This is a genomic window from Rossellomorea marisflavi, from assembly GCF_001274775.1.
Lineage (GTDB): Bacteria > Bacillota > Bacilli > Bacillales > Bacillaceae_B > Rossellomorea > Rossellomorea marisflavi.
In genome coordinates this window covers 493,627-520,047 of the sequence record NZ_LGUE01000008.1, presented here as the reverse complement: position 1 = coordinate 520,047, position 26,421 = coordinate 493,627, and the positions used below count along the sequence as shown (strand labels likewise).

Below are 26,421 nucleotides of genomic sequence, written 5' to 3'. Positions count from 1 at the left end.
CATGGAAGCCAAACGAGTCGACGACTCCCTATTCCGTCCATTATCCAACAAAACAGAACAGGAAGCAGCCGAACGCCCGAGCATGAGCGTATGGAAGGAAATGCTCCTGAATGTGATCAAGAACAAGATGTCCATATTGGGGCTATCGCTTCTATTCGTCATCATTCTATTAGGTATCTTCGGGCCCCATCTTGTACCGTATGACCCAGCAGGGCAGGATCTTGAGAAAACGAATATCGCGCCGAACGGTGATCACTGGTTCGGTACGGACGACCTTGGACGGGATGTGTGGTCTCGAACCTGGTACGGGGCACGTGTCTCCCTTACGATCGGGCTGATTGCCGCTGCGATCGATATCATCCTCGGGGTGACCATAGGCGGGATTTCCGGCTACATGGCAGGCCGCGGTAAGGTTGGTGACCGCATCGACAGCATCCTGATGCGGATCGTGGAGATCTTATACGGAATCCCTTATCTGCTCATCGTCATTCTCCTCATGGTCATCATGGAACCGGGCATCACGTCCATCATCATCGCCCTTTCCGTCACGGGCTGGGTGGGGATGGCGAGGATCATCCGAGGACAGATCCTCCAGCTGAAGTCACAGGAATATGTGCTAGCGGCAGAAAAGCTCGGGACCTCCCATTCAAAGATCATCTGGCGGCATCTGATCCCGAACACAGCCGGGATCATCATCGTGAACTTGACGTTCACGATTCCACAGGCCATCTTTGCCGAATCGTTCCTTAGCTTCCTCGGGCTCGGTGTCCAGGCTCCTTTCGCAAGCTGGGGGACAATGGCAAACGATTCACTTGGTGTCATCCTCAGCGGTCAGTGGTGGCGCCTATTCTTCCCTGGCTTGATGATTTCCCTCACCATGTTCGCATTCAATGCATTTGGCGACGGTCTTCAGGACGCACTTGACCCTAAATCGAATAAATAAGGAGGTGAACAGGATGGAACGTCTACTTGAAGTCAACCATCTGGAAGTCGGTTTTAAAACATACGGAGGAGAGGTCCAGGCCGTGCGGGACGTATCCTTCCACGTGAATAAAGGAGAGATCCTCGCCATCGTCGGGGAGAGTGGAAGCGGGAAGAGTGTGACGGTGCAGGCCGTCATGAGGCTCATCCCCACTCCCCCGGGACGGATCAAGCAAGGGGAAGTGTTGTTTGACGGGAGGGACCTCCTGAAGCTTTCCAAACGGGAGATGCAGAAGGTCAAAGGATCCAGGATCAGCATGGTCTTCCAGGATCCCATGACGTCCCTGAATCCGACGATGAAGGTCGGCAAGCAGATCGAGGAAAGCATCATCACCCATCAGAGCGTCAAACGTGATGAAGCGAGGAAGCGGGCTGTCGAGATGATCAAGAAGGTCGGAATCCCGAATCCTGCAGAACGCTATGAACAGTATCCCCACGAATTCAGCGGCGGGATGAGGCAGCGGATCATGATTGCCATCGCCCTTGCCTGTCATCCTGAAATCCTGATTGCCGATGAACCGACCACGGCCCTTGATGTGACCATCCAGGCCCAGGTCCTTGATCTTATGAAAGGATTGAAGGAAGACATGGGTACATCGATCATCCTCATTACACATGACCTTGGCGTCGTGGCCGAAACGGCAGAGCGGGTAGCCGTCATGTATGGCGGTCTGATCGTGGAGACGGCCACCGTCGAAGAGCTGTTCCATCGTCCGAAGCATCCCTACACCTGGGGGCTGCTGGAATCGATCCCCGATATTGAAGCAGCTGAAAAAGAACGGCTCGTTCCCATCGAAGGAACGCCGCCGGACCTTTTCTCCCCACCGAAGGGATGCCCATTCGCCCCCCGTTGCAAATATGCCATGGAGGTATGTGTCGAGGAGATGCCCCCTGCCTTTGCCATCGGGGAAGGGCATGAAGCAAAGTGCTGGCTGAACGACCCAAGGACCCCGGCACTTACGGAACTTGTCAGCGCAGGGAGGGAAGAGTGATGACCCACATCATAGAAGTAGACAAGCTGAAGAAGCATTATCCGATCGGAAAGGGAGCCATCGTCAAATCGGTCGATGATATCTCCATCCAGATCAAGAAAGGTGAAACGTTCGGACTCGTCGGGGAAAGTGGAAGCGGCAAGTCCACCCTCGGGAAGACGATCGTCGGTCTTGAGGGGCCGACGTCAGGAACGATTCATTATAACGGTCGTGATATGACCAAGCTCGATAAGAGGGAGAAGAAGCGGGTCAACCGGGAGATCCAGGTGATCTTTCAGGATCCCCACGCCTCCCTGAACCCCCGCATGAGGGTAGGGGATATCATTGCCGAAGGGATTGATGCTCATCGATTGGCAAGGGGAAAAGCCCGTCAGGAAAGGGTATATGAGCTGCTTGAAAAAGTTGGCTTGAAGCCGGAGCATGCCAAGAGATACCCTCATGAATTCAGCGGTGGACAGCGTCAGCGGATTGGCATTGCCCGCGCCCTGGCGGTGGAACCGAAATTCATCGTCGCCGATGAACCGATTTCCGCACTTGATGTCTCCATCCAGGCCCAGGTGATCAATCTCTTGGAGGATCTGAAGCAGGAAGAGGAGCTCACCTATCTCTTCATCGCCCATGATCTCGGCATGGTGAAGCATATCAGCGACCGTATCGGAGTCATGTATCTCGGACGGATGATGGAGCTTGCAGACAGTGACGAACTGTTTCGCAACCCTCTTCACCCCTATACGAAGGCTCTGCTTTCAGCCATCCCTGTTGCGAATCCAACTGCAGCCAAAAGAGAGAAGATCGTCATTGAAGGGGATCCCCCGAGCCCGGTGAACCCGCCGAGCGGCTGCCGGTTCAGGACCCGTTGCCCCCATGCTTCGGAGATTTGCGCGCAGCAGGTACCGGAGTGGAAGGAAGTTGAAGAGAATCACTGGACAGCGTGTCATCTATATTAAAATGTTGAAGGAGGAACCCCGATGAAAAAATGGACACAGAGTTTGCTTTTGGTCACATCCCTCGCCCTAGTGGCCGCGGGTTGCAGCAGCAAGGAGTCAGGAAGCGGATCCAATGGAAAAGTCGCACAGGAAATCACGGTCAATGCCATGAGTGAGCCGCCTGATCTCGACCCGGCCCTTGCAACCGATACTACATCCGGATGGGTGATGGACCATGTATTCGAAGGACTGTATACGAAGGACAAAGAAGGGAAACCGGTCCTAGGAACGGCCAGTAAAGCCGATGTATCAGAAGACGGGAAAACCTATACCTTCACGATCCGTGACGATGCCAAATGGTCCGACGGCAGCAATGTCACGGCAGAAGATTTTGAATATGCATGGAAACGCGTGCTGAACCCCGATACGGGAAGTTCGTTCGCTTTCTATCTTTATTACCTGAAAGGTGCCGAGGATTATAACAAGGGTAAAGGGAAAGTGGAAGATGTGGGCGTAACGGCCAAAGATGAAAAAACGCTTGTTGTGGATCTTGAAGCTCCCCTCAGCTACTTCGATGAACTATTGACCATGTGGACGTTCTATCCTGTGAAGAAGGATACAGTCGAAGAAAATAAAAACTGGGCGGCAGGCGCAGACACGTATGTGAGCAACGGACCGTTCAAGCTCACGAACTGGAAGCATGACAGTGAAGTCGTCATCGAGAAGAACAAGGAATACTGGGATAACAAAGTCGTTAATCTTGATAAAGTCACCTACAAAATGGTCAATGACGCTACAACGTATTATCAGATGTTCAAAACAAAGGAATTAGATTTGATCCAGACCCTTCCGTCTGATGTGGTAGCCCAGGAGAAGGATTCCAAGGAATATAGTGAAGTACCGTACTTCGGGACGTATATGTACATGTTCAACGTGGACAAGGAACCGTTCACCAATGAAAAGATCCGTCGTGCTTTCACTTTAGCCGTTGACCGCGAGTCCCTCACGAAAAACGTCACGAAAGCCGGTGAAACACCTGCTTATGCCTTTGTACCGAATGGTGTCGATACAGGCGATGGCGACTTCCGTGAACAGGGCGGAGCATATTTCGAATCGAATGTTGAAGAAGCGAAAAAGCTCTTGGAAGAAGGCATGAAAGAGGAAGGCTGGAGCGAGCTGCCGGCAGTGACCCTCACGTATAACACATCCGAGAACCACAAGAAGATCGCAGAAGCCGTCCAGTCCATGTACAAGAAGAATCTTGGCGTCGATATCAAGCTTTCCAATCAGGAATGGAAGACCTATCTAGATACGACCCAGCAGAAGAACTTCCAGATGGCCCGTATGGGGTGGATCGGGGTCCTGGTGGATCCGGTCGTCATCCTTGACTACTACCTCGGGGACAGCCCGAACAACCGTACCAACTGGGTCAACGACAAGTACGACAAGCTGATGGCCGACGCCAAAGTGGAGCAGGATACAGCGAAGCGCTACGACCTCCTTCATCAGGCAGAAGAAGTACTCATGGAAGACCTACCGTTCAACCCGATCTATCACTATACGAATAACTATATGACCGCACAGAACTTCAAGGACATCGTGTATCCGGTCAACCGTTATCCGTACTTGAAGTGGGCGGAGAAAGTATCAGAATAACAACGCCTGTTCTCTGATCCTGATGTGGATGGAGAGCGTAAGGATGAGAAGGGGAGATTGTTGATGAAATGGAAGATGGGACTCGTGATGATGACCGTTTCAGGGTGGGTGGCTGCTATCGGATTAAAGCTGGGATCCAGGGCTGATTTAGCCGACTCTGCCTTTCTGATCGGTCTCTGCCTTTTGATCCTGGGTGTCAGTGCGATGATCATGAAGACAGGGTTCCTCTCGCCTATCGTGGAGGGATTTAAGATCATCGGCGAGCGGATGATCAGGCGGTCGCGATCCATGGAGCGGGCTGATGACCTGATCCAGAAAGATCATGATTTCCAGGCATTCAAATCCAATCTTTCCACGCGGATCACCCAGGGTACATTCATCATGGGGGCTTGCTCCATCTTGATCTCTGTTGGAATACTGATCGTCTAGTAATAAAAAGATCCCATCTCGATTGAGATGGGATTCTTTTTGTTATGCCGCTCGTCTGAATCTCGCCATATCATCCTTCAGGAGGATAAACAATGCCGGAACGATGAAGACGGCCAAGAATAGAATCTCCATTGCTTCAGAGTGAGTCTCCAAGAGCTCCACGATGCCTTCTGCAAACATTTCTCCGCCAAGGAAGACGAGGATGAGCCCCAATGCTTTGAAGATCAGGGAGAGGTTAAGCTTGATTGTCGTCTTGAAGATCACGAATGCAACGAGTGCAGCCGCTATGATTCCGATGATGCTACCGAGAGCCACGGTACCGGCGCTTTCTGAGATCTTGGTCATATTGAATACCATAAGCTCCATGCCTTCGCGGATGACGGACAGGAAGGCCAATAAGAATAAGCCGATTTTGGATGAGGAAGACTTCTCCGTTTGCCCTTTGATTTTGCCGGCAACCTGCTGATTGCGGTGGAGCCAAAGGATGAAGTAGGCAATCAAGCCTGCGGCCACGATCCTCATGACGGCCTCCATGATTTCTTCTGCTTCATGGGAAATGCTTTGTGCAAACGTGAATAGACCCCAGCCCAGGATCAAACTGCCGATGACGCCTGCAATGGTACCGAATCCGACAACCTTGGCAAGATGCTTCCGGTTCAGCTGTGAGAGCGTTGCCAAAATAATGCCGATGATCAAGGCCGCTTCCAGGCCTTCACGAAATGAAAGAAAAAGCGAATCCAACATATGTATTCCCCCGTATGGTATGAGTGCGTTTCTAAGCTTTATAATAATGAGAATGATTATCACTGTCAATACAAAAAATAAAAAAAGATTTGGTCGATCTGGAGAGCTCAACCAAGTAACTGACATCATCTGGAGGAATCAGTTGCGTGGCTTCTGCACAAGGAGGATCTTCCTTTGACAAATCCATTCAACGGGTCTACAATATATAACTATTCAAACATAATACTATCAAGCTACGATCGCTGTGGGTCACACTACAGCAGGAGCAGCTTCTGGAGAGACCGCTATTCAAGCGGCGCCGAAGGGTTCACAATCTCAGGCAAAAGGACAGAAGGGTACCGGGTATGGATTTTCCGAACGAGGGGAGATCTATATTTGATATTCTTTTCGACTCAGAGATTGGATGCTTCCAATCTCTTTTTTTTATTTTCGTTTCACGTGGAACATGTTGAGGAGGAGTTTGTTTTGGCACAACAAGAGTTAAAGAGGGATCTTTCCAATCGCCATGTACAGCTGATCGCAATCGGGGGTACGATCGGGACCGGGCTGTTCCTTGGGTCCGGTAAGGCGATACAATCGGCGGGTCCTTCCATCATCTTTGCGTATTTACTCGTTGGAATCGCCCTATTTTTCGTCATGAGGGCACTCGGCGAGCTATTGCTTTCGAAAGCAGGGTATCAATCCATCACCGATATAGCGGAGGACTATCTCGGGTCATGGGCTTCGTTTGTCACGGGCTGGACGTATTGGTTCTGCTGGATCATGACGGCAATGGCCGATGTGATCGCCGTCGGGGTGTATGTGAATTATTGGTTTGACATTCCCCAGTGGATTCCGGCCCTGATCTGTCTGGTCATTCTTCTTGGGTTCAATCTTCTGACGGTCAAGCTGTTCGGTGAACTGGAATTTTGGTTCGCCCTGATCAAGGTCATTACGATCCTTGCCCTCATTGCAGTGGGCGTGATCCTGCTTGTCATCGGGTTCAATACGGATGCAGGACCGGTGACCGTGACGAACTTATGGGAGAATGGCGGCTTCTTCCCCAATGGGATGAGCGGCTTCCTTCTCTCCCTTCAGATGGTGATCTTCGCCTATGTCGGTGTGGAACTCATCGGGGTGTCGGCGGCGGAAACGTCCAACCCTCAGAAGAATATCCCTTCTGCCATCAATAAGATACCCTTGCGTATCCTCTTCTTTTATGTAGGGGCTATCATCGTTCTGCTGTGCATCAATCCCTGGATGGAGCTGACGGCAGCAGAGAGCCCATTTGTGAAAACATTCGGTCTGATCGGGGTTCCTGTGGCTGCCGGAATCATCAACTTTGTGGTTCTCACATCGGCGGCGTCCGCCTGCAACAGTGGAATGTTCTCCACGAGCCGGATTCTTTTCAATCTTAGTAAAGGTAAACAGGCGCCGGCCAGACTGGGAAGATTAAACCGGAACCATGTCCCCAGTTCTGCCCTATTGGTCTCCACGGTGGTCGTATCGGTCGGTGCGTTGCTAAGCAAGCTCATCCCGGATCAAGCCTTTGGGATCGTCACGACGATCAGTGCCATCTGCTTCATTTGGGTGTGGGGAATCATCCTCGTTTGCCATATTTTATACCGGAGGAAGCGTCCTGACCTCCATGAGAAATCGAACTTTAAAGCGCCGTTCACCCCGTTGGTGAATTATCTTGTACTGGTGCTTTTCGCTGCGATACTCGTCATTATGCTGTTTGCCGATGAGACAAGGCCGGCACTTTTATTGACACCACTATGGTTCGTCATCCTGTTTGCAGTCTATCGGATCAGGCAAAAAGCTTCACTTTCATCATAAAAACAACCCCGTACACGTTTGTGCGGGGTTGTTTTATGAATGGTAAAACCTGAACCTATGCCATAGGTAATACGAGGGGAATTGGGTCAGCTAAACACATTTACAAAATAATAACATATACACTTGTTCCTTTTTACAAAAGCCTTCTAGTATGGAGATGAAGATGGATGATAGAGGAGGAGATTGGAATGGGACGAATGAGTACGAAAAAGGTGACCGGCCTATCATTGGCCGCCGCTCTGGCTTTTTCATCACTGGGCTTTGCAGGATCAGTGAAGACTGAGGTGGAAGCAAAGGACAAGAAAAAGGAACCGACCAACGTCATCATGATGGTGATGGATGGGACAAGTGCCGGGGCAACATCACTCGCCCGTTGGTACAAGGGGGAGGACTTGGCTATGGATGAGATCGCCATCGGCGGCGTCCGTACATATTCAGCAGAGTCGGCGATCACGGATTCAGCACCCGCAGCCACCGCTCTTGCAACAGGGAATAAAAGCAATGATAAGGTCGTTGGCCTTCTGCCTAAAGTGGTCAGTTCTCCGGGAGTGGAGCAGATCAAAGAGGAAGACCAATTACGTCCTGTGGCCAATGTACTCGAAGCAGCCAAACTTAAAGGGAAATCCACGGGAATCATTTCTACATCCGAGATCCAGCACGCCACTCCGGCCGGGTTCTCTTCTCACGCACCACATCGCAGCAACTACAATGACATTGCCGAACAGCAGGTGTATCAAGGGATCGATGTCGTTCTAGGCGGCGGGAAGGAATCCCTCACTCCAGCAGGAAGAAAAGACGGGGAAAATCTCCTGAAGGTGATCGATTCCAAAGGGTATGACGTGGTGGAGACACGTAAAGACCTGATGAAGTCCAATTCCAAGAAGCTTTGGGGAGCGTTTGCCCCTTCTGCCATGGCGTATGATATCGACCGTGAGAAGACGCGCAAAAACGAACCGACGCTTGCCGAGATGACGAAGAAAGGGATCGATACCCTTTCCAAGAATAAAGAAGGGTTCTTCCTATTCGTAGAGGGAAGCAAGGTCGACTGGGCGGCCCACGCCAATGATCCAATCGGCATGATCGGAGATGTGCTTGCATTCGATGACGCAGTCAATGAAGCGCTGGAATTTGCCAAAAAAGACGGAAACACCATGGTCATAGCCGTATCCGATCACGGGAACAGCGGCATCACGATGGGGAATGTCAATACGAACGAAAGTTACCCGAGCACACCGGTTTCAGCCTATATCGATCCGTTGAAAAAGGCGAGCATGACCCTTGAAGGTGCGACAGGTAAGCTCAAAGCCGATCGCTCGAATATGAAGCAGGTCGCCGCTCTCTATGGGCTGGACAACCTCACGAAGGAAGAGATTGAAGCCCTGAAGGCATCGAAGAACCTGAACGGAGACCTTTCCAAAATGCTTGCAAGCCGTGCGAACCTTGGCTTCACCACAGGCGGGCACACGGGTGAGGATGTATTCCTGTACGCCTATGGACCGTCCAGACCATACGGAATGGTAGAGAACACCGACCTGCCGAAGAAGATGGCTGATTTCATGGGTGTGAACCTGGAGAAGACAACGGACAAATTATTCGTCAATGCAAGGGAATCCTTTGAGAAAAAAGGCTACAAAACCCGTATTGATGTAACGGATGAGAACAATCCGGTATTCGTGGCCGAGAAGAATAAGAAGAAAATTGAAGTGCCCGCGAATAAGAATATCATCACGGTGACGGATAAGAAAAAGTCCAAAACGAAGACCCTCGATGGGGTAACGGTGTATAACGGAAAAGACTTCTATGTGTCGGAGAAAGCGTTGAAGGAAGCGAAATAAGATTCCTTTCAACACGCACAAAAAAGGTCACTTGCTCTTAGGCAAGTGACCTTTTTATTGTTAGTTCCGGATCATGTAATCAAACGCACCAAGTGATGCGGTTGCACCTGATCCCATGGAGATGATGATCTGCTTGTAGGCACTGTCTGTGCAGTCTCCGGCAGCGAAGACACCAGGCATACTGGTTGCACCGTGCTTATCGACAACGATCTCACCCATGCGTGTTTTCTCAAGGGAGTCACCGAGCCATTCCGTGTTCGGTACAAGACCGATCTGAACGAATACGCCGGCAAGTTCCACGTGATGCTCTTCTTCTGTCGCACGATCGATGTACGTGATCCCGTTCACCTTGTCGGTACCCGTGATCTCTTTCGTCTGGGCGTTTTTCACGACCGTGACGTTTGGAAGGCTGTTGAGGCGTTCCTGCAGTACAGCATCGGCTTTCAGCTCAGGCATGAATTCAAGGACGGTCACATGCTTGACGATCCCTGCAAGGTCGATGGCTGCTTCGACGCCGGAGTTTCCTCCGCCGATGACCGCTACATCTTTTCCTTCGAACAATGGTCCGTCACAGTGAGGGCAGTAAGCTACCCCTTTGTTCTTAAATTCTGCTTCGCCAGGGACGCCGACGTTACGCCAGCGGGCACCTGTTGAAAGGATGACGGTCTTACTCTTCAGGACCGCACCGTTTTCAAGTTCCAATTCGACGAGGTCTTTCTTCTCGAGGCCCTTGGCACGCTGAAGGTTCATCACGTCGATGTTGTAATCCTTCACGTGTTCTTCGAGGCTTGCGACAAGTTTCGGACCTTCCGTCTTGGTCATGCTGATGAAGTTCTCGATGCCGAGGGTGTCCATCACCTGTCCACCAAAGCGCTCGGCTACAAGTCCGGTGCGAATACCTTTACGCGCCGCGTAGATCGCAGCACTTGCACCAGCGGGACCGCCACCGACTACGAGGACATCATATGGATCTTTATCGGCGAATTCAGCTGCATCAGGGCCGCTACCCATTTTGTTCAGCATTTCTTCAAGGGTCATACGACCGCTTCCGAACTCTTCACCATTCAGGAATACAGTCGGGACCGCCATGATTTCTTTGCTTTCGACTTCTTCCTTGAACGCAGCGCCGTCAATCATCGTATGAGAGATTCCGTCATTGAGGAGACTCATGATGTTTAGGGCCTGTACGACATCAGGGCAGTTGTGGCATGTGAGGCTGATATACGACTCGAAGTGGTATTCACCCTTCACATTCTTGATCTGGTCGATCACGGTTTGATCGACTTTCGGTGCCCTGCCGCTCACTTGCAGCAAAGCAAGGACCAATGAAGTGAACTCGTGCCCCAGCGGGACGCCGGCAAATGTGATGCCGGTATCTTCGCCGATGCGATTGACGCTGAAGCTTGGTGTGCGTTCCAGTTCAGTGTTCTCCACTTTGATGCGGGGAGACATGGTCGCAAGCTGATCCACCAATGAGAGCATGTCATGCGATGCCTTGTCTTCTCCAGCACTCACCTTGAGCAAAATATCGCTCTCTAACATTTGAAGATACTGTTCTAGCTGTGCTTTGATATTTGCATCCAACATGTAATCGAACTCCTTAGATTTTACCTACTAGGTCAAGTCCTGGTGTAAGGGTTTCGCTTCCTTCTTCCCATTTAGCCGGGCAAACTTCACCTGGGTTTTTGCGCACATATTGTGCTGCTTTGATTTTGTTTACGAGTGAGCTTGCGTCACGTCCGATACCACCGGCATTGATTTCAACTGTTTGGATCACGCCGTCTGGATCGATGATGAATGTACCGCGGTCAGCAAGTCCTTCTTCTTCGTCCAATACGTCGAAGTTGCGTGAGATTTTTTGTGAAGGGTCACCAATCATCACGTACTCGATTTTGTTGATTGTATCTGAATGGTCATGCCATGCTTTATGAGTGAAATGTGTATCTGTAGAAACGGAGTATACTTCAACGCCTAAATCTTTAAGCGTAGCATATTGATCTTGAAGGTCGCCAAGTTCAGTAGGGCATACGAATGTGAAATCTGCAGGGTAGAAGCAGACTACGCTCCATTTACCTTTGAAGTTTTCTTCAGTGACCTCTACGAAATCACCTTTGTGGTAAGCTTGTGCAGTAAATGGTAGAACTTCAGTTCCGATTAATGACATATCGAAATTCCTCCTTGGTTAATTGTAATAATTCTAATTCAATACTCATTATTATATACATTGGGTTATTTGTCAAAGGAAAAGTGGCACTTCCGGTGAAAAAATCTCCCCATCTTCTGATTTTGCCTAAATCGAAGGGATTTATACCGGATGACCCTTTATATTTTAGCATTACACGGCATGGGATTTCTAATGATACGATTGTATAATCTGGGAATCCGCGTATTCCTAAATCAAAGCGACTTTGAAAATCAGTACAGGATGATTGAGAATGCTTGCTTGCAACAAACCCTTGAATCATTACCGCTGTCGGTAACGAGATAGAGTCATGCTTACCATTGGTAAAAGAGAGAAAAAATCCGAACGATTTGAATCATCGTTCGGATTTTCTTCTATTTACTGTTTCTTATGCTGTGGTCCTTCATTGGAAGGAAGGCCGGATACATAACCGACGCCGCCTGTTTCCCGGATGCCGATGCTGTCGCGCATGGCTTTTTCGAGTGCTTCTTTATCAACGGCTGTGATGTCTTTCTTACCGAGTTTTTCCCCTGGATGCTGGTAGTTGCTCAGCAGATAGCGGGAGTTCTCGATGTTTTCGACGGCACGCAGTCCTGTTGCTTCAGCTCCTACCGGAACGGATAGGATGCGGGAGAGCTTCTTCGTCTTCACGTTGTAAGCCCAGACGAAGTTATTCGTATGCATGTCACTATCTTCACCGATGAAGAGGGTGTTCATATCTTCTGAGTACGTCAGGTTGTCCGGATTGGCAATTTTATCGGGATCCGCTGTATTTCCATAGGCATCGGCTTGTTCAAGGTCTTCACCGATGACGAGACCTTCCATGCTGGCAGGCACATAGCGGCTGTCGATCTTCCCTTTGGACTGGTCTTTTTGGCCGGCAGCCATGTTGAGCTGGTACGTGACTCCGGACTCGAGGTGAGGCAGCTGGATGTCATCCTGGACGGCATCCGGTTGTTTCAGCATGGCACTGTTTTGGTATGAGATGGCCATATAGGCTTTCTTGTCCTTCTTGTTCACGCTCAAGCCTTCCATCTTGTTGAACTCGCTGGTGGCACCAAGGATGGCTCCGTAACGGCGGGACTCGAGGAATGCCGCTGCTTTTTCCATGCCTGGTTTCACTTTCAAGTATTCGACGTTCTTGCTTGCCGCCGTCTTCACGGCTGTGAATCCTTCTTTAGGCTCATCGGATGTTTCAAAGATGTCGCTGAACGTCACGCCTTTGTCGATGATGGATTTGACCTCGTCATCCGTGGAGTGTCCGAGCTTGATCCATTGAAGATCGCCCTTGCCTCCATTTTCACCGCTTTTTTGTTTGAACTTGGCCGCATACAGTGTTCCGGCAGAGAAATCTTTCTCTTTGTCTGCGACATACATGAACATCATCGTGTTGTTTCCGTCATCTCCGAAGAGGGCGGTCTTGTTATCAGGAAGGACCTGCATCATTTCATGTGAGAAGCGTCCCGTGCTGTAGTGCTTGACGACGGAAGCATCACCGTTGTCATCCACAGAAATTTCCGGGATCCATCCGTAGAAATAAGGATTGGCTTTCGATGCATCGCCGAAGTATCGCTCAGCGAAACTGTTGACGTCTTTAAAGGCGTCTGATGAAGGATCTTCTTCAAATGCCCTGGCGTCAGGCTCGTACTCTTCGGAACCAAGGTGGGTTCCCCATTCGGTCGTGGAACCATTGCATGGTGTCCATAGGCCGTTCACGTTGGCAAAGTCGATTTTCTTTGCATGATTGACGGTCAGTTCACCGGTTTCATCATTGCGGTCCACTTGCGTCAGGGTCATGGATGCAGGAAGTCCGCCAAGCTCTTCTCCCGCGTTATCGATGGACTCATATTCATAATGGGAGATGATATAAGACTTCCCGTTGATGGTGATGAAGCTATTGGAATCGGGTGCGTCTGAGACGTAAGGGGTCGGTTGGTCCGGTACACTCCGGTCGATGATCGGGTCGCCGTTTACATCAATCGGGGTACCGGCAGCGATCATTTCCCCTTTGTTATCCACGATTTTGTCTTTTGAAAGGAAAAGCTGATTGTATTTAAGTGGCGTTTCTTTCACACTGCCATCTTTATACGTTACTTTAACGGAAGCATTGGTATAGGTTTTGATCATATCTTCGATGGTGGTTGGTGCGTTCATTGATTGAAACTCGACATTCTTGATCTGTTTCGGATGTGGGTGGTGATGGTGTTCGGAAGCGAACGCAGAGGTTGCTCCTGAAGCTAGAAGTGTGATGGATAGGCCAATGGACACGCGTTTTTTCATGGTTGATTCCCTCCCAATGTAAGCTTAGCTTCATTTAACCACCGGAATGTTGAGGGGGTTTTAAGGATTTTTGTGCAATTGTAAAGGAATGTGGACATTTCTGTGACGGGTCATCCTCTTATTGGAGGCGTTGGATGCTCGAAGGTTGTTGAGGGGTTATATAGAAAAAGACCCGCCATTTTGCTTGGCGGGTCCTGCTTGTCTATGAGAGTGCGATTATGGGTTATTCGACCATAGGCCGGCATGCTTCAATACCACGCGAGGGTGGAGTTTGAGCTGTGCCACCATGAGGTCGGCCATATCTTCTGCTTGCATGACCTTATCCGGGTTTCCGTCAGTCAGCTTCAGATCCACTGCCATATCGGTCGCCACGGTGCTAGGTGTCAGAGTCGTCACGCGGATATTCTTTTTGCGTACTTCCATCATGAGGGATTCGCTCAACCCGATGACGGCCGCTTTGGAAGCAGAGTATGCGCTTGTGACCGGTGCCCCTTTTTGACCTGCTGTAGAGGAGATATTGATGATATCGCCGGTGTTGCGCTCAATCATCTCCGGAAGCACGGCGCGTGTCGTATAGTAGACGCCTTTGACGTTGACATCGATGATGTTCGTCCATTCATCCGGTGTGAGCTCCAAGAAGCCGCCGAATTTCGAGATTCCTGCATTGTTTACGAGGATATCAATGGGACCGAGTTCAGCTCGGATCGTTTCAACTGCTTTTGTGATGCCATCGAGATCTGCTACGTCAGCAGCCGCAAAGGCCACATTGACATCATACTGCTTCAATTCGTCTGCTGCTTTCTCAAGGTTCTCAATAGTACGTCCCACAAGCCCTACATGGACACCTTCTTTGGCGAAGGCTTCCGCCGTCGCGCGTCCGATGCCGCGACCAGCTCCTGTGATCAACGCTACTTTTCCTTTAATTGATTGCATGGTACCACTCCTTTGGTTCAGATTTTTTTATTGTATCGAACTTCAGGTGATGAAGCGAATAAACTGTCTGCTCTGTAATTAAAATGGACCTCGAGAATGTCGAGGTCCAACAATGGTATTTACTTAGGTGCAAGTTCAATTGCCTGACGTAGGGCTTCCAACATGCTGCCTTCGTCTGCGATACCTTTGCCGGCAATATCAAACGCCGTTCCGTGATCAACGCTTGTCCGGATGATCGGGAGTCCGACGGTGATGTTGACACCTGATTCTAATCCGAGAACTTTGATCGGTCCGTGGCCCTGGTCATGATACATGGCGACGACGATATCGAAGTCGCCCCTTTGGGCACGGAAGAAAAGTGTGTCCGCTGGGAGAGGGCCTTCTACGTTAATCCCGTCTCCTTGGGCACGTTCGATTGCGGGAATGATTTTCTCTTCTTCTTCTCCATAACCAAATAGTCCATTTTCGCCAGCATGAGGGTTGATTCCGCACACACCGATCTTCGGAGCTGCCACTCCTGATTTGGAAAGGGTGTCGTGCGCCAGTTTGATAACCCTCAGTACCCGTTCCGGTTCGATCATATTGATTGCATCCAACAAGCCGACATGAGTGGTCACATGGATCACTTTCAATTTAGGTGACGATAGCATCATGGAAAAATCGGCTGTACCTGTCAACTCTGCCAGAATCTCTGTATGGCCAGGATACTGATGCCCTCCTTTATGGAGAGCTTCTTTATTCAATGGTGCCGTGCAGATCGCACTGATTTTCTGCTGATTGGCCAATTCGATTGCTTTCTTAAGATAATGAAAAGCTGCGTTTCCGGCTTCAGCCGACACTTTTCCGAATGGAAGGTCCTCAGGCAACAGGTGCAGATCCAGGCAATGAACGGTTCCGTATTCCGTTGCATCGAACGCGTCTGTATCTTTCAAGCGTACGATCTTGACTTTATTACCGAGGATGTCATTCGCTTTAACCAGTCTTGAAGCATCCCCGATGACGATGGGATGGGCCTGTTCATATAGATGTTGGTGTTGGAGGCTCTTAATGATGATTTCCGGGCCCACACCAGCCCCATCCCCCATTGTGATGCCGACGATTGGTTTCTTACTCATATACGATATCTCCCTTCAATTCACAGGCAGCTCGGTAGATTGAATCATCATCTCCGAATGCCCCTGCTTTTGTTACGACAGTCAAGGGCCTGGACGCCCCGATTAACTGACCCACCGGGATTCCGGGTTCAAGCTGCTTGATCAGCCTTATTCCATTGCCGCCCAATTGTTTAGCCGTTTCTTTCGCCGTATCCCCTCCAGTTAACACAAAGCTGTTTAGGTGGTGATAGGCGTTTGCAAGGGCCCGGACGATTTCGGCCAGTGCGGTGGAGATTTCTTCTCCTATTTGATAGGACGAAAATCCGAGGGACTCTCCAGCCTGCTTAACCTTCTCCCTGATTTCACCGTTTGAAGGCACAAAGATTGCAACGTGCTTACCCTCTTCAATGGCCGACTTGCACTGATTGAGATAGCTTTGTTGAGCCTCCACCCAAAGAGGTGAGAAGATTTTCAGTGTATCTACTTCTACCCCGATCACATCATCTTTGGCAGCAGCTGTCCGCACCTGTTTTTGCGTGGTGAGCGATAGGCTTCCGCATACGATGACCACTTGTTCAGAAGGAGTGATCGTCCGTTCTGCCGGTATAGAATGTAACTGAAGTACGTCTGGCAATACCTCTGCCAGTCCTGCTGAACCTGCCCAGATCACCTTTGATGATAGCTGCAGCATCCATTTGGAGAACAGTTTGAGGTCTTCTTCCGTTTCCGCATCACAAACCAAGTAGCATATCCCCTGAGATTGAAAGGACCTGACGATTTGTTCAAACGTTTCTCTATTTATTAGCGCTGATTTCTTCAGTAGGCCGACTTTTTCTCCAATCTCGTTTTCAATCAATGTAGGAATCGAAGATTCTTTCACGGGATGCTTAGGGTCCCGTGAGATTTCAGTGTCGGATACTCGCTGATCTTTGATGTAATGGATCCCATCCTTTGTTGTACGGTGAAGGGCCGGGAAAGCCGGGGATATGAATACGAATTCTGGTTGAAAGACGTCTTTCATGGCCTTTAATTCGGTGCCGATATGTCCGCGTAAAGTAGAATCCATTTTTTTATAGATCGTCCCATAACCTGCTTCTTTAATAAATTGCGCTGCCTCTTTTGTTTTTTTATAGGCTTCTTCTCTAAGAAGTGCGCGTCCGTTCGTGTCAATGACAATACCTTGGTCAAGCGTTTGAGAATGATCCGGAAGGTCAAACAGGACGGAGGTAGGTACCCCTTTTTCCGTCAACTGAACTCCGCTGTCGTTTGCCCCCGTCAGATCATCCGCTACGATTGCGATCCATTTTTCCATAGTGTAATCCCTCATTTGAATCTCATTTTCTACGATGCTGCTTTTTCATCTGTTGAGTAGTCCTCCGGTAACCGGACCCCTTTTTTCTCCAGGCGTTTCACTAGGAACGCTATATAAAGTGGGAGGAGGACAGCTGTCGTCACGACGGAAGCTGCAACTTGCACGGTCGCGATTTCCACATTGGCTGCAAATCCTGCACTGGCGGCTGCTATTGCCGCCGGCGTTGCAACGGCGTTACCCGCAGTAGACCCTTCAGCAGCTCCTGCAATCGGATTCCATTTCAGTGCTTTGAACACCAAGTACCCTGCAGTCCCTGTTATGAATACCGTCATGAGCCCGAGTGCAACCCCTGATAATCCGCCTTCGACAATAGCCTTGAAGTTGATTCCCATCCCTAATGCAAAGGCGAAGAACGGAATCAGCATAGAGCTACCGGTATTAAGGAAATCTCTCATTTCTCCATCGAGATTACCCAAGATCATTCCGATGATGATGGGAAGCAGGACCGAAATGAATGCAGTGACAGAGAATAATCCGTCCACAAAGCCCATGGCTCCGAAGATAGAGAGCGCTACCATTGTAAGGAAGGGTCCGTCATTCAACGCAAGCAATGAGTATGCCGCCCTGTCCGTTTTATCTCCGTATTGCCCAACAAGCGCCATATAAAGTCCACCGTTACTATTCGTCATGGAGGCAATGACGGCAATAGGTGCCAACCCCAGCCAAAGTCCATTCTCACCAGCAAACATATAGGCTAGCAATCCAACTGCCGCCCCTACTAGCCATTTTACGGATAACAGCACTGCTCCTTTTCCAAGACTGACCCCTACATTCCTGACGTTGATTTGTGCGCCGGTACATAATAGAAATAAAGCGATAAGCGTACCGGCACCGTCTACGAACAATGCCTGTGTGAAGTTCCCGATCCTCAGTAGATCTGGAGCGATGGTGTTGATTGTTGCAGAAAGCAACAGAGGAACAACCATCATCCCGCCTGGGATTCGGTTTAATGTTGATTTGATCTTCATTTTAACATCCCCTTATGTGTATGTCGTGAATAATCTCTCGATAAACCGCTTACAATTTACATAATAGAACTTTGTATCTAATTTTGCAACACTAATAATATATTTATTTTTGGTTAATCATTATTGTTGCAAAATAAAACAAAAAAGAAGAGCCCCCGATGGCTCTTCAATTCTCTTCATTCAGTTTTCTCCACAATGTAGATCGATTAATACCCAGACGCTTCGAAGCGCGGGATTGATTCCCGTTTTCCTCAGCTAAAACCGTTTCTATAATCCTTTTTTCGATTTGTCTGAGTGTCCCGTCGACTGATGTGGAATGAATCGATGCTTTTTTGCATGATAGCAACATTTCTGTTTGTGCTTTTTCTATATAATATCCGTCTGCTTTCTGTGCCAATTCATGGACCGCTTGCTTCAGTTCATGGAGATTCCCAGGCCAATCATATTCCTTCAACAAGGTCATGGCTTCCGGCTTTATCCCTACGGTTTCACTTCCGTTTTGAGCATGTAAGGCGGTTAAGAAATAATGGGCGAAGACCGGGATATCCTCTTTTCGTCTTGATAATGGGGCTAAGTGGATACTTTGCGTTTCGATCGTTACATCCTGCCCGGCATCTTCCTGGATAAGTATGACCTGCACACGATGAGAATAGGATGTCAACAAACTCGTGAATTCTTCCAAGTGCTGGCTTTTATCCTGGTTTAGAACCACAATGCTCCCTGCCTGGATAGGCAAAAGGATTTGTTTCAATTCGCTCAAAGCATGTTCATCGAGCAAAGCGGCGTCGATGCTGATTAGAGGAGCAGCGTGCCCAAATCGTTGGTGGTGAATGTTTTCTGCCACCGTCGATTTGCCAGTTCCTTTATCACCGATGATGGAGAGTGGCATTGGGCCCAGTCGTTTCAATTGTCTAGCAAGATCCTGTGAATAGTGGCTTTCTCCTATTAGTGGAGAGGCATTCGGTCCAATATCGATCGATATCGGCTTCCTGTCGGATGGGTTTCCTCTGACAAAGCACATCATTCCGGCTTTCGTATCCGTGAGTTTGAAAAGTTGAACCACTAAAAACTGGTTCCCGTGTTCAAGTTTCAACCACTGGTTCTTTCCTGTACTCAACACATCTTCGAGTGGGAGTTTAATGGTTGATTGGGTTAACGCATTGTCATCAAGATATGCACGGTAAGCCGCATTTCGCTCATGAATCAGGAGGTCTTTTCCGATTACGGCAGTTGGGTAAGGAAATTCATGAAAAAGCTGATGGAAGATATCGTAATTATGCCTTACCTTTTTGGAAAGCTGGAAAGCACGTCTTCCTTCCTCAATTGCTTGGATCAATGCCTCTTTTCCTGAAGTGATGAGCACTCCATGAAGGCCCATGGATTCGGCAGCTTGCACGGTTACCACATCTCCTATGATGGATTCATATCCGGCTTCCTTGAGGGATTCGAGGAGTGGCTTCACTTCAGTCCTGTTGGCAATGGTCTTTACTTCAATGTCGTATTCAAGGATATTGCAAAGAGTTGCGGCCCCTTGTGTAACAGACGCAAATCCGACTAGCGCGACTTTCTTTCCGATGTTTTTAATCAGCGTAAAGACGCGTAGCATATCGTAGCCTGATATTTGAATATGGATCACCGGTAGGGAAGCAACCTGTTCGATTGCCAGTGCCGTACCCCCGCGGCTGATGATGATATCGTACTCCTCCAGCATCGTTTGACGTGCAAAGTCAGCTCCCTCCTCGAGGTTGGCGACAGTGACGTCCATCTTCACGTCTGGAGGGAGTTCAAGCTGCTTGCTGACTTCAGCCATTCCGCTATAAGGTGCTATTAAGAGAGCTTTCATGTCCGACATACTCCTAATCTGTTGCATATTTAAACACTATTATGTCACACCTGGGGACTGATGTCACGAGGTGGTATCCGCCGGTCACCATCTCTTGAATTGATTACGGCCCGCTTTTTTTGCTTCATACAAGGCTTCATCACAACAGGCATAGAGCTCTTCCAAGGTTGAGGTCTCGAAGGTGGTGATGCCTATACTGACTTGATATGGGACGGTGCTCTTGGTTGAGTGGAGAGAAGAAATCAATTGTTCAGTGAAGCGATTTGAAGCCTCTATCCCTTTATCAACAAGCAAGATGGCGAATTCATCTCCACCATATCGCCCAAACAGGTCCTTATCCGTTAATTGACCCTGTATCGTTGTGCTCATATCTTGAAGGACTTGATCCCCTGCCAAGTGACCATAGGTATCGTTGATCTGTTTAAAATGATCGACATCAAAGAGAAGGAACGAGTGTTGCATTCCTTTTTCGTTGTGACGAACAAATTCTTCTGCGCTTCTGGTGAATGCCCGTCTATTCAGTACTCCTGTCAGATCATCCTGGTTTGCCAAGATGACGAGTTCCCGGTCGACCTTTTCCTTCATCAAAAGAAGGAAGGCAAGATTCATCAAATTCGATAATACATAAAAAGAAAGCAGGACAACCAATTGAAGGACTCCGGGATTATAAAGGGTAAAGGATTGGATTGGGATGAAAAATGAACTGAATCCCCGGACGATGGAGAAGGTGAGGCCAACTCCATAAAGCAGGCTCACAACCTTCATCAGAAGGGATGAACTCCTGAAACCGACCAGACAAACCGGTGAAAGGAGGATGGCCGTCAGGAACGAATAGTAGGCGATGCGGACAGTCTCTGTGCTGTCAAAGATAAATAAGATGGAAAAGCCCATAATTCCGATGATCGTCACATATATATAGATGAGCCTCATCTTAGGACGTAAATAGCCCTGAAGATTCACTAGCGCTGCAACTTCCAAAGAGGTCCCGGCATATAAGGCGATGTTTGCCAGCCAAATCGACAGTACATCCGGAATATCCCCACGGAACACCATAAGGGAAACGGCTATGATCTGGAGGCACTTGGCCAAAAAGAATCGATTCAATGTCGAGTCCCTTTTGTGGGTGAATCCGTATGATCCAACCATGATCAAGGTAAACAAGAAGCCGATAAACAGGACGGCTGTGATGATGGTGGAATTCACGTAGATTTCCATGCCAGCACTCTCCTAACTCGTAAACGTTCAGATAATTCATTATATCAGACCTAGGACTTTCTATGTGTTTGTCGGTTGTCAGGGATCATAATCTTTCAGAAATCAGGATAAATGACTAGTTCAATGGATTGACAGTTTCCTGGTTTAGTTGTAGACTGTTAGAGAAAATTTAATAAGACCTCGCTATTAATAGTGAGGTAGAGGTGCGAGATTTAACAGTCCTTGACGGAGCTTGAGAAGCGTCGATGTCAGGGAGAAGGAAATGTCGCCGAAGTTGGATCATATTTCTCGGTATGACCTGCTGGGTCTGCAGTTAAGAGCTGCAGGACTGTCTCAATAAACGTCCCGGTTTATTGAGTTGTGCTATCTCATTGGGGAATAGAGAGGACTTATGGGTGACTTCGTATACTACGGCCTGAGTTGATCTCAGGCCGTTTTTTGTTTGTCCAAAAGCATTTACAAAAAATAGGGGGACGAAAAGAATGAAAAAAAGAGTAACGATCTTCGCATTATTGTTGGTTTCGGCACTGGTTATGTTGGCAGGCTGCGGGAAAAGCGGCGCTTCAGGTTCGGAAGACAAAGACACGTTCACTGTAGGTCTTGAAGCAGGATATGCACCATTCAACTGGTCACAAAAATCAGACGCAAATGGAGCGGTTAAAATCAAAGGAAGCAAGGAATATGCCGGCGGGTATGACGTGGAAATGGCGAAAAAGCTTGCAGATAAGATGGGCAAAGAACTCGTTGTTGTGAAAACAGAGTGGGACGGACTCGTTCCTGCCCTGAACTCAGGTAAGATCGACGCCATTGTCGCAGGGATGTCCCCGACAGCTGAGCGTAAAAAAGCCATCGACTTCTCTGATAACTACTACAAATCCGATCTTGTCATGGTCGTGAAAAAAGGCGGTAAATATGAAGGAGCCAAGTCGATCCAGGATTTCAAAGGGGCCAAGGTGACTGCCCAATTGAACACGTTCCACTACTCTGTGATCGATCAGATCAAAGGGGTTTCCAAAGAAACGGCCATGGATAACTTCCCTGCCATGAGGGTTGCCCTTCAATCAGGCATCATCGATGGATATGTATCGGAACGTCCGGAAGCAGTGAGTGCTTCAACAGCCAATGACGATTTCGCCATGGTTGAATTCAATGAAGGGTTCAAAACGTCAGAAGATGATACGGCCATAGCAGTAGGAGTGGAAAAAGGAAGCGACCTCACGGAAGAAATCAATAAAGCATTGAAGGATATTTCAGAAGACGAACGTACGGAAATCATGGATCAGGCCATCAAGAATCAGCCTGCAGAGCAGTAATCATGTTGCTGGTCAGGCAATATGAAGAAGGAGGAGAACAATGAGCTTAGAGTGGGTCATCAGAATTATTACAGACAACTGGGCCATGTTCTTGCGAGGAGCGGGTGTGACCCTGTTGATCGCCTTTGTCGGTACCGTGATCGGTGCCGCCATCGGCCTGTTGGCAGGTGTCATCCGGACCATCCCAGTCCCTGAAAGCGGACCGAAGAAGGTCATCCTCAAAGTCGTGAACATCGTATTATCCATCTACATCGAGTTCTTCCGGGGCACGCCGATGATTGTACAGGCAATGGTCATCTATTACGGTTCGGCCATGGCCTTCGGATTCGATATGAACGTCATGGTGGCGGCTTTCATCGTCGTCTCCATCAATACGGGGGCCTATATGGCCGAAATCGTCCGCGGCGGGATCATCTCCATCGACAAGGGGCAATTCGAGGCTGCCCAGGCCATCGGGATGAACCATGTGCAGACGATGTGGAATGTCGTCATGCCTCAGGTCATCCGTAATATCCTGCCGGCAACGGGGAATCATTTTATCATCAACATCAAAGATACATCCGTCCTGAATGTCATCTCTGTATCGGAGTTGTACTTCCTGACCAAATCCGTGGCAGGGAACAATTTCCGTTACTTCGAATCATTCTTCGTCGCATGTATGATCTACTTCGTCATGACATTCGCCGTGACCAAGATCCTCCGTCACTTCGAGAAGAAGCTCGACGGACCGGAAAGCTATACAATGGTAGATGCGAAAGCCAAATAAGGAGAAGGAGGAAGCCCTGTGGAAAACGTCATAGACATCCAGCATTTGAACAAATCCTTCGGCACCCATGAAGTGCTCAAGGACATCGACTTTTCAGTGGAAAAAGGGGAAGTGGTGAGCATCATCGGTTCCTCCGGTTCCGGTAAATCCACCCTTCTCCGCTGCATCAATCTGTTGGAAAAACCGAGCGGCGGCCAGATCATTTACAACGGGGAGAACATCCTCGACAGCAAGCATGATATCTTCGCATACCGCCAAAACCTGGGCATGGTGTTCCAGCAGTTCAACCTGTTCAACAACCACAATGTTTTGAAGAACTGCGTCGTCGGCCAGGTCAAGGTGCTGAAGCGCTCCAAAGAGGAAGCGGAAAAGGTCGCTTTGAAATACTTGGACGTCGTTGGCATGAGCCAATATGTCAACGCCAGCCCGAAACAGCTCTCAGGTGGCCAGAAGCAGCGTGTCGCCATCGCACGCGCCCTTTCAATGGAGCCTGATGTCATGCTCTTCGATGAGCCGACATCCGCACTCGATCCTGAGATGGTCGGTGAAGTATTAAGGGTCATGAAGGAGCTAGCCGGATCCGGCCTCACCATGCTCATCGTGACGCACGAAATGGAATTCGCCAAGGAAGTATCCGACCGCGTCGTTTTCATGGACAAAGGCGTCATCGCCGAAGAAGGCCCGCCGGAACAGATCTTCAACCATCCAAAGCAGGATCGGACGAGGGAGTTCTTGAAGCGAACGTTGAAGAATGGATGAATACGAAAAACCGCCTTTCCGTGAATGGGAAGGCGGTTTTTTTCGTTTGCCAAGTCGAGAAGCATTTCATTAGCGAAGGGCGGTGAGGTATGAAGCGAATGAGTTAGGATCATTTATACTTTATGGATAGCCGCTTGAAATGAACGTCAAAGAATGATAATAGTTCCCCGATTGATTCAGTGTCCTTAGCAAGAGAAAATTTTTTATAATGGTTTGTTCCGAGCGCATAATAAAAATAATATTCGTCTTCAGTCGAGACAATGTGCATTCGATTACGCGGGTCCAATACCACTTGGCCTTCTCCGATGAATATTCTGTCGTTTTTAAAATCTAATTCAACATGGTACGTTGTGACGCCTCTTTTTTTCAAAGCTCTTAATTTAGCAAATCCATCTATCTTGGGTATTATTGGTATAAAGAGAATGAATATCCCTTCTATAATAAGGAAAGCTCTTAATTTCCCAGTGAAATCGTCATTTAAAAAAAACACTACACTACAAATTGGAATAACGAGAAGGACAACAATGAAAACGATTGTTTTGTAAATAGGATCATATTTTTGTAGATTGGATAATCTCTTTTTTGTAATGGGATTTTCAAAGGTTTTTCTCAAATCTTAGGCCCTCCCCACTGAAAACTCAAGTCATTTTTATTATTGTTCTTTGGTTTCTACTTTTATTTGAGGATATGTATTAGATAAGTGGTTCATGATTTTTTCTACTTTAACGACTTCCGTTTGTGACGTGGCTGATATACAAAATGAGGGGGAGTATAGCCCTTTGCCAAAATAAAAGAGGTATCTTTCTTTTGTTTTTACAACTTGCATGTTTTTATCGGGTGTAATCGTATGCGAGGATCTACCAGCAGTAAAGACATTTGAATCTTTATGAAAAACAATCTTGGTTTCTATAGACCCCATTTTTTTGAATTTTTTAAACGCCTTTTTTCCTCTAGTGTACGGGAGCCGTTTGTATCCAAAATAGACCATGGATGTAGTGAAAGCGAATAGGAAAGTTCCCCACCCTAGAATATTCCATTGGTTAGGGTTATTTGGGTCTAATCCTCCGTTGTATATACAGAATATGATGTCGAACAATGAATATCCAACAAAACAAAGGATTGCCCCTAATTTTAAGAATGGAGCGTGTTTTGTTAGCTCTATCATATCTTTTTCTGTCACTTCCGAATTGAATGTAATAGTGGAAGAGTTCATGTTTCCTCCTTATGTATTTAATGGAAATTATTATATATAAGGTTAACATAAATAGGAGTAAGTTAAACACTGATTATAGGGGTCTTAATACTTTTAAATGGACGACTTATAGGACATCAAAAGATCATATAGTGGTTACTCACGTTGACCTCCTCCATTAAGCTATTGGGATGAATGTAAAAAAGACAAATGAGAAAAAACCCTGAATGTCCCATGGGGGATTTTCAGGGTTCCTACGATCATCAGTTATGAATAATCTTAAAATCCTTAAACGGATAGTAGATCAAGTTCGTTTTCCCCACGATCTGATCCATGGGAATGGCTCCGATCATGCGGCTGTCTTCGCTGTTCTGGCGGTTGTCCCCCATGACGAAGACGGTGCCTTCCGGGACGGTCTTTTGGCCGACTGCTGTATCTTCCAGCTTGAACGGTTCGGTCAGGTCGCCTGCTCGGGCCACTTTTTGGTCGTCGAGGTAGGGTTCATCATAGGCCTTGCCGTTGACGTAAAGGGTGTCATTTTTAAATTCGATTGTATCACCGGGCAGCCCGATGACGCGCTTGATGTAATCCTGTTGCTCATTGGCATGGAACACTACGATATCGAACCGCTTCGGATCACCGATTTTCGTTACGATCATCCGGTCTTTATCCTGAAGGGTCGTATTCATGGATGCCCCTTCAACCACGATCGGGGTGATAAGGAAGGAACGGGCGATGACCACTAGGATGATGGCGATGGCCAGTGCCTTGATCCATTCCAGGGATTCACTTTTTTTCTTCGTCACAGGTTCAGTCTCTCCTCTCCATGTCCTCACTCTGGTTTCGAGTGCGGGATGGTCTATCTCCATTCATTCTACCACTTCTTCCATGATTCCTTCTAATCCTATCAGGCCATTTTGCTCATTTTCCATTATTAACCTAAGAATGTGGTCTGAACGATCGTGACGGATAAGGGAGGTGGAGGCGATCGAAGCCTCTATATTCCCTAGAACCCAGTTCCATCCGACGAGTGTAGCGGCCGCTAGTATGCTGCTGTATAAAAGGGCCAGCATGGAAGGCATATAGATACTCAGATGGGCGATTTCATGATGTTCTTTCAGCA

The 26,421-nt window shown here is 48.3% G+C and carries 24 protein-coding genes and 2 riboswitches; of the genes, 10 read left to right on the top strand and 14 right to left on the bottom strand.

Annotated elements, in window-relative coordinates:
* Nucleotide 1 precedes the first annotated feature (1 nt).
* The 5 genes from AF331_RS20615 (at nucleotide 2) to AF331_RS20595 (ending at nucleotide 4,984) form a co-directional block, all read left to right on the top strand.
* Complete coding sequence (locus tag AF331_RS20615; RefSeq protein WP_048004636.1) at nucleotides 2–943, top strand: ABC transporter permease; 942 nt, start codon at nucleotides 2–4, stop codon at nucleotides 941–943.
* A 13-nt stretch (nucleotides 944–956) separates the two neighbouring features.
* Complete coding sequence (locus AF331_RS20610) at nucleotides 957–1,973, top strand: ABC transporter ATP-binding protein (RefSeq protein WP_053429857.1); 1,017 nt, start codon at nucleotides 957–959, stop codon at nucleotides 1,971–1,973.
* Nucleotides 1,973–2,920 carry an ABC transporter ATP-binding protein gene (locus AF331_RS20605; RefSeq protein ID WP_053429856.1) on the top strand — a complete coding sequence of 316 codons (948 nt, stop codon included), beginning with the start codon at nucleotides 1,973–1,975 and terminating at the stop codon, nucleotides 2,918–2,920. Before AF331_RS20610 ends, AF331_RS20605 begins: the two co-directional genes overlap by 1 nt.
* A gap of 21 nt (nucleotides 2,921–2,941) precedes the next feature.
* Complete coding sequence (locus AF331_RS20600) at nucleotides 2,942–4,555, top strand: peptide ABC transporter substrate-binding protein (protein ID WP_053429855.1); 1,614 nt, start codon at nucleotides 2,942–2,944, stop codon at nucleotides 4,553–4,555.
* A gap of 63 nt (nucleotides 4,556–4,618) precedes the next feature.
* A complete protein-coding gene (locus AF331_RS20595) occupies nucleotides 4,619–4,984 on the top strand; it encodes a DUF3899 domain-containing protein (protein ID WP_053429854.1) in 366 nt (121 codons plus the stop codon).
* 42 nt (nucleotides 4,985–5,026) lie between these two features.
* Here AF331_RS20595 and AF331_RS20590 read toward each other — a convergent pair whose 3' ends face one another.
* Complete coding sequence (locus tag AF331_RS20590) at nucleotides 5,027–5,728, bottom strand: FTR1 family iron permease (protein ID WP_053429853.1); 702 nt, start codon at nucleotides 5,726–5,728, stop codon at nucleotides 5,027–5,029.
* Between the two features lie 262 nt (nucleotides 5,729–5,990).
* Nucleotides 5,991–6,069, top strand: a riboswitch (glycine riboswitch).
* A 124-nt stretch (nucleotides 6,070–6,193) separates the two neighbouring features.
* Here AF331_RS20590 and AF331_RS20585 point away from each other — a divergent pair.
* Both AF331_RS20585 and AF331_RS20580 read left to right on the top strand, forming a co-directional pair.
* Nucleotides 6,194–7,546: an amino acid permease gene (locus AF331_RS20585; protein ID WP_053429852.1), complete on the top strand. Its 1,353-nt coding sequence runs from the start codon at nucleotides 6,194–6,196 to the stop codon at nucleotides 7,544–7,546.
* A gap of 188 nt (nucleotides 7,547–7,734) precedes the next feature.
* Nucleotides 7,735–9,381 carry an alkaline phosphatase gene (locus AF331_RS20580; RefSeq protein WP_053429851.1) on the top strand — a complete coding sequence of 549 codons (1,647 nt, stop codon included), beginning with the start codon at nucleotides 7,735–7,737 and terminating at the stop codon, nucleotides 9,379–9,381.
* A gap of 60 nt (nucleotides 9,382–9,441) precedes the next feature.
* Here the strand turns inward: AF331_RS20580 and ahpF are convergent, their stop codons facing one another.
* The 9 genes from ahpF to AF331_RS20535 form a co-directional block, all read right to left on the bottom strand.
* Nucleotides 9,442–10,968 (bottom strand): alkyl hydroperoxide reductase subunit F, encoded by a 1,527-nt coding sequence (gene ahpF, locus AF331_RS20575; RefSeq protein WP_053429850.1) that lies wholly within the window; start codon nucleotides 10,966–10,968, stop codon nucleotides 9,442–9,444.
* A gap of 13 nt (nucleotides 10,969–10,981) precedes the next feature.
* Nucleotides 10,982–11,545 (bottom strand): alkyl hydroperoxide reductase subunit C, encoded by a 564-nt coding sequence (ahpC, locus tag AF331_RS20570; RefSeq protein ID WP_048004644.1) that lies wholly within the window; start codon nucleotides 11,543–11,545, stop codon nucleotides 10,982–10,984.
* Nucleotides 11,546–11,941: 396 nt separating this feature from the next.
* Nucleotides 11,942–13,843 carry a PhoX family protein gene (locus AF331_RS20565; protein ID WP_053429849.1) on the bottom strand — a complete coding sequence of 634 codons (1,902 nt, stop codon included), beginning with the start codon at nucleotides 13,841–13,843 and terminating at the stop codon, nucleotides 11,942–11,944.
* A 216-nt stretch (nucleotides 13,844–14,059) separates the two neighbouring features.
* Entirely contained in the window at nucleotides 14,060–14,776 is a 717-nt protein-coding gene (locus AF331_RS20560) for a 3-ketoacyl-ACP reductase (RefSeq protein ID WP_053429848.1), read from the bottom strand.
* Between the two features lie 119 nt (nucleotides 14,777–14,895).
* On the bottom strand, nucleotides 14,896–15,891 hold the full coding sequence (gene pdxA / locus AF331_RS20555; RefSeq protein ID WP_053429847.1) for a 4-hydroxythreonine-4-phosphate dehydrogenase PdxA: 996 nt from the start codon (nucleotides 15,889–15,891) through the stop codon (nucleotides 14,896–14,898).
* Nucleotides 15,884–17,182, bottom strand: a complete 1,299-nt coding sequence (locus AF331_RS20550) for a four-carbon acid sugar kinase family protein (protein WP_053429846.1) — start codon at nucleotides 17,180–17,182, stop codon at nucleotides 15,884–15,886. The genes pdxA and AF331_RS20550 overlap by 8 nt, the downstream gene beginning before the upstream one ends.
* Before the next feature lie 29 nt (nucleotides 17,183–17,211).
* Nucleotides 17,212–18,210, bottom strand: coding sequence for a 2-keto-3-deoxygluconate permease (locus AF331_RS20545; protein WP_048004649.1), 999 nt, complete (start codon nucleotides 18,208–18,210; stop codon nucleotides 17,212–17,214).
* A gap of 166 nt (nucleotides 18,211–18,376) precedes the next feature.
* The gene (locus AF331_RS20540) at nucleotides 18,377–20,053 is read right to left on the bottom strand and encodes a sigma-54-dependent transcriptional regulator (RefSeq protein WP_053429845.1); all 1,677 of its coding nucleotides are present in this window, start codon (nucleotides 20,051–20,053) and stop codon (nucleotides 18,377–18,379) included.
* Nucleotides 20,054–20,137: 84 nt separating this feature from the next.
* The gene (locus AF331_RS20535) at nucleotides 20,138–21,268 is read right to left on the bottom strand and encodes a GGDEF domain-containing protein (protein ID WP_053429844.1); all 1,131 of its coding nucleotides are present in this window, start codon (nucleotides 21,266–21,268) and stop codon (nucleotides 20,138–20,140) included.
* 190 nt (nucleotides 21,269–21,458) lie between these two features.
* Nucleotides 21,459–21,642: riboswitch (Lysine riboswitch) on the top strand.
* Between the two features lie 108 nt (nucleotides 21,643–21,750).
* Here AF331_RS20535 and AF331_RS20530 point away from each other — a divergent pair.
* From AF331_RS20530 to AF331_RS20520, 3 genes are read left to right on the top strand one after another with little or no spacing between them, the layout of a single operon-like run.
* Nucleotides 21,751–22,581, top strand: a complete 831-nt coding sequence (locus AF331_RS20530) for a transporter substrate-binding domain-containing protein (RefSeq protein WP_053429843.1) — start codon at nucleotides 21,751–21,753, stop codon at nucleotides 22,579–22,581.
* 40 nt (nucleotides 22,582–22,621) lie between these two features.
* Complete coding sequence (locus AF331_RS20525; protein WP_053429842.1) at nucleotides 22,622–23,347, top strand: amino acid ABC transporter permease; 726 nt, start codon at nucleotides 22,622–22,624, stop codon at nucleotides 23,345–23,347.
* Nucleotides 23,348–23,365: 18 nt separating this feature from the next.
* A complete protein-coding gene (locus AF331_RS20520) occupies nucleotides 23,366–24,106 on the top strand; it encodes an amino acid ABC transporter ATP-binding protein (RefSeq protein WP_053429841.1) in 741 nt (246 codons plus the stop codon).
* A 109-nt stretch (nucleotides 24,107–24,215) separates the two neighbouring features.
* Here the strand turns inward: AF331_RS20520 and AF331_RS20515 are convergent, their stop codons facing one another.
* The 4 genes from AF331_RS20515 to AF331_RS22665 form a co-directional block, all read right to left on the bottom strand.
* The gene (locus AF331_RS20515) at nucleotides 24,216–24,719 is read right to left on the bottom strand and encodes a hypothetical protein (RefSeq protein ID WP_053429840.1); all 504 of its coding nucleotides are present in this window, start codon (nucleotides 24,717–24,719) and stop codon (nucleotides 24,216–24,218) included.
* A 39-nt stretch (nucleotides 24,720–24,758) separates the two neighbouring features.
* Complete coding sequence (locus AF331_RS20510) at nucleotides 24,759–25,286, bottom strand: hypothetical protein (RefSeq protein WP_160316606.1); 528 nt, start codon at nucleotides 25,284–25,286, stop codon at nucleotides 24,759–24,761.
* A 275-nt stretch (nucleotides 25,287–25,561) separates the two neighbouring features.
* Nucleotides 25,562–26,104, bottom strand: a complete 543-nt coding sequence (gene lepB, locus AF331_RS20505) for a signal peptidase I (RefSeq protein WP_053429934.1) — start codon at nucleotides 26,102–26,104, stop codon at nucleotides 25,562–25,564.
* Between the two features lie 63 nt (nucleotides 26,105–26,167).
* Nucleotides 26,168–26,380: a hypothetical protein gene (locus AF331_RS22665; RefSeq protein WP_053429838.1), complete on the bottom strand. Its 213-nt coding sequence runs from the start codon at nucleotides 26,378–26,380 to the stop codon at nucleotides 26,168–26,170.
* Between the last annotated feature and the right edge of the window lie 41 nt (nucleotides 26,381–26,421).

Bases quoted from the DNA above. Each gene is read 5' to 3' on its own strand.
- AF331_RS20615 (WP_048004636.1), top strand. From the start codon at position 2: ATGGAAGCCAAACGAGTCGACGACTCCCTATTCCGTCCATTATCCAAC.
- AF331_RS20610 (WP_053429857.1), top strand. From the start codon at position 957: ATGGAACGTCTACTTGAAGTCAACCATCTGGAAGTCGGTTTTAAAACA.
- AF331_RS20605 (WP_053429856.1), top strand. From the start codon at position 1,973: ATGACCCACATCATAGAAGTAGACAAGCTGAAGAAGCATTATCCGATC.
- AF331_RS20600 (WP_053429855.1), top strand. From the start codon at position 2,942: ATGAAAAAATGGACACAGAGTTTGCTTTTGGTCACATCCCTCGCCCTA.
- AF331_RS20595 (WP_053429854.1), top strand. From the start codon at position 4,619: ATGAAATGGAAGATGGGACTCGTGATGATGACCGTTTCAGGGTGGGTG.
- AF331_RS20590 (WP_053429853.1), bottom strand. From the start codon at position 5,728: ATGTTGGATTCGCTTTTTCTTTCATTTCGTGAAGGCCTGGAAGCGGCC.
- AF331_RS20580 (WP_053429851.1), top strand. From the start codon at position 7,735: ATGGGACGAATGAGTACGAAAAAGGTGACCGGCCTATCATTGGCCGCC.
- ahpF (WP_053429850.1), bottom strand. From the start codon at position 10,968: ATGTTGGATGCAAATATCAAAGCACAGCTAGAACAGTATCTTCAAATG.
- ahpC (WP_048004644.1), bottom strand. From the start codon at position 11,545: ATGTCATTAATCGGAACTGAAGTTCTACCATTTACTGCACAAGCTTAC.
- AF331_RS20565 (WP_053429849.1), bottom strand. From the start codon at position 13,843: ATGAAAAAACGCGTGTCCATTGGCCTATCCATCACACTTCTAGCTTCA.
- AF331_RS20560 (WP_053429848.1), bottom strand. From the start codon at position 14,776: ATGCAATCAATTAAAGGAAAAGTAGCGTTGATCACAGGAGCTGGTCGC.
- pdxA (WP_053429847.1), bottom strand. From the start codon at position 15,891: ATGAGTAAGAAACCAATCGTCGGCATCACAATGGGGGATGGGGCTGGT.
- AF331_RS20550 (WP_053429846.1), bottom strand. From the start codon at position 17,182: ATGGAAAAATGGATCGCAATCGTAGCGGATGATCTGACGGGGGCAAAC.
- AF331_RS20545 (WP_048004649.1), bottom strand. From the start codon at position 18,210: ATGAAGATCAAATCAACATTAAACCGAATCCCAGGCGGGATGATGGTT.
- AF331_RS20540 (WP_053429845.1), bottom strand. From the start codon at position 20,053: ATGAAAGCTCTCTTAATAGCACCTTATAGCGGAATGGCTGAAGTCAGC.
- AF331_RS20535 (WP_053429844.1), bottom strand. From the start codon at position 21,268: ATGGAAATCTACGTGAATTCCACCATCATCACAGCCGTCCTGTTTATC.
- AF331_RS20530 (WP_053429843.1), top strand. From the start codon at position 21,751: ATGAAAAAAAGAGTAACGATCTTCGCATTATTGTTGGTTTCGGCACTG.
- AF331_RS20525 (WP_053429842.1), top strand. From the start codon at position 22,622: ATGAGCTTAGAGTGGGTCATCAGAATTATTACAGACAACTGGGCCATG.
- AF331_RS22665 (WP_053429838.1), bottom strand. From the start codon at position 26,380: ATGCCTTCCATGCTGGCCCTTTTATACAGCAGCATACTAGCGGCCGCT.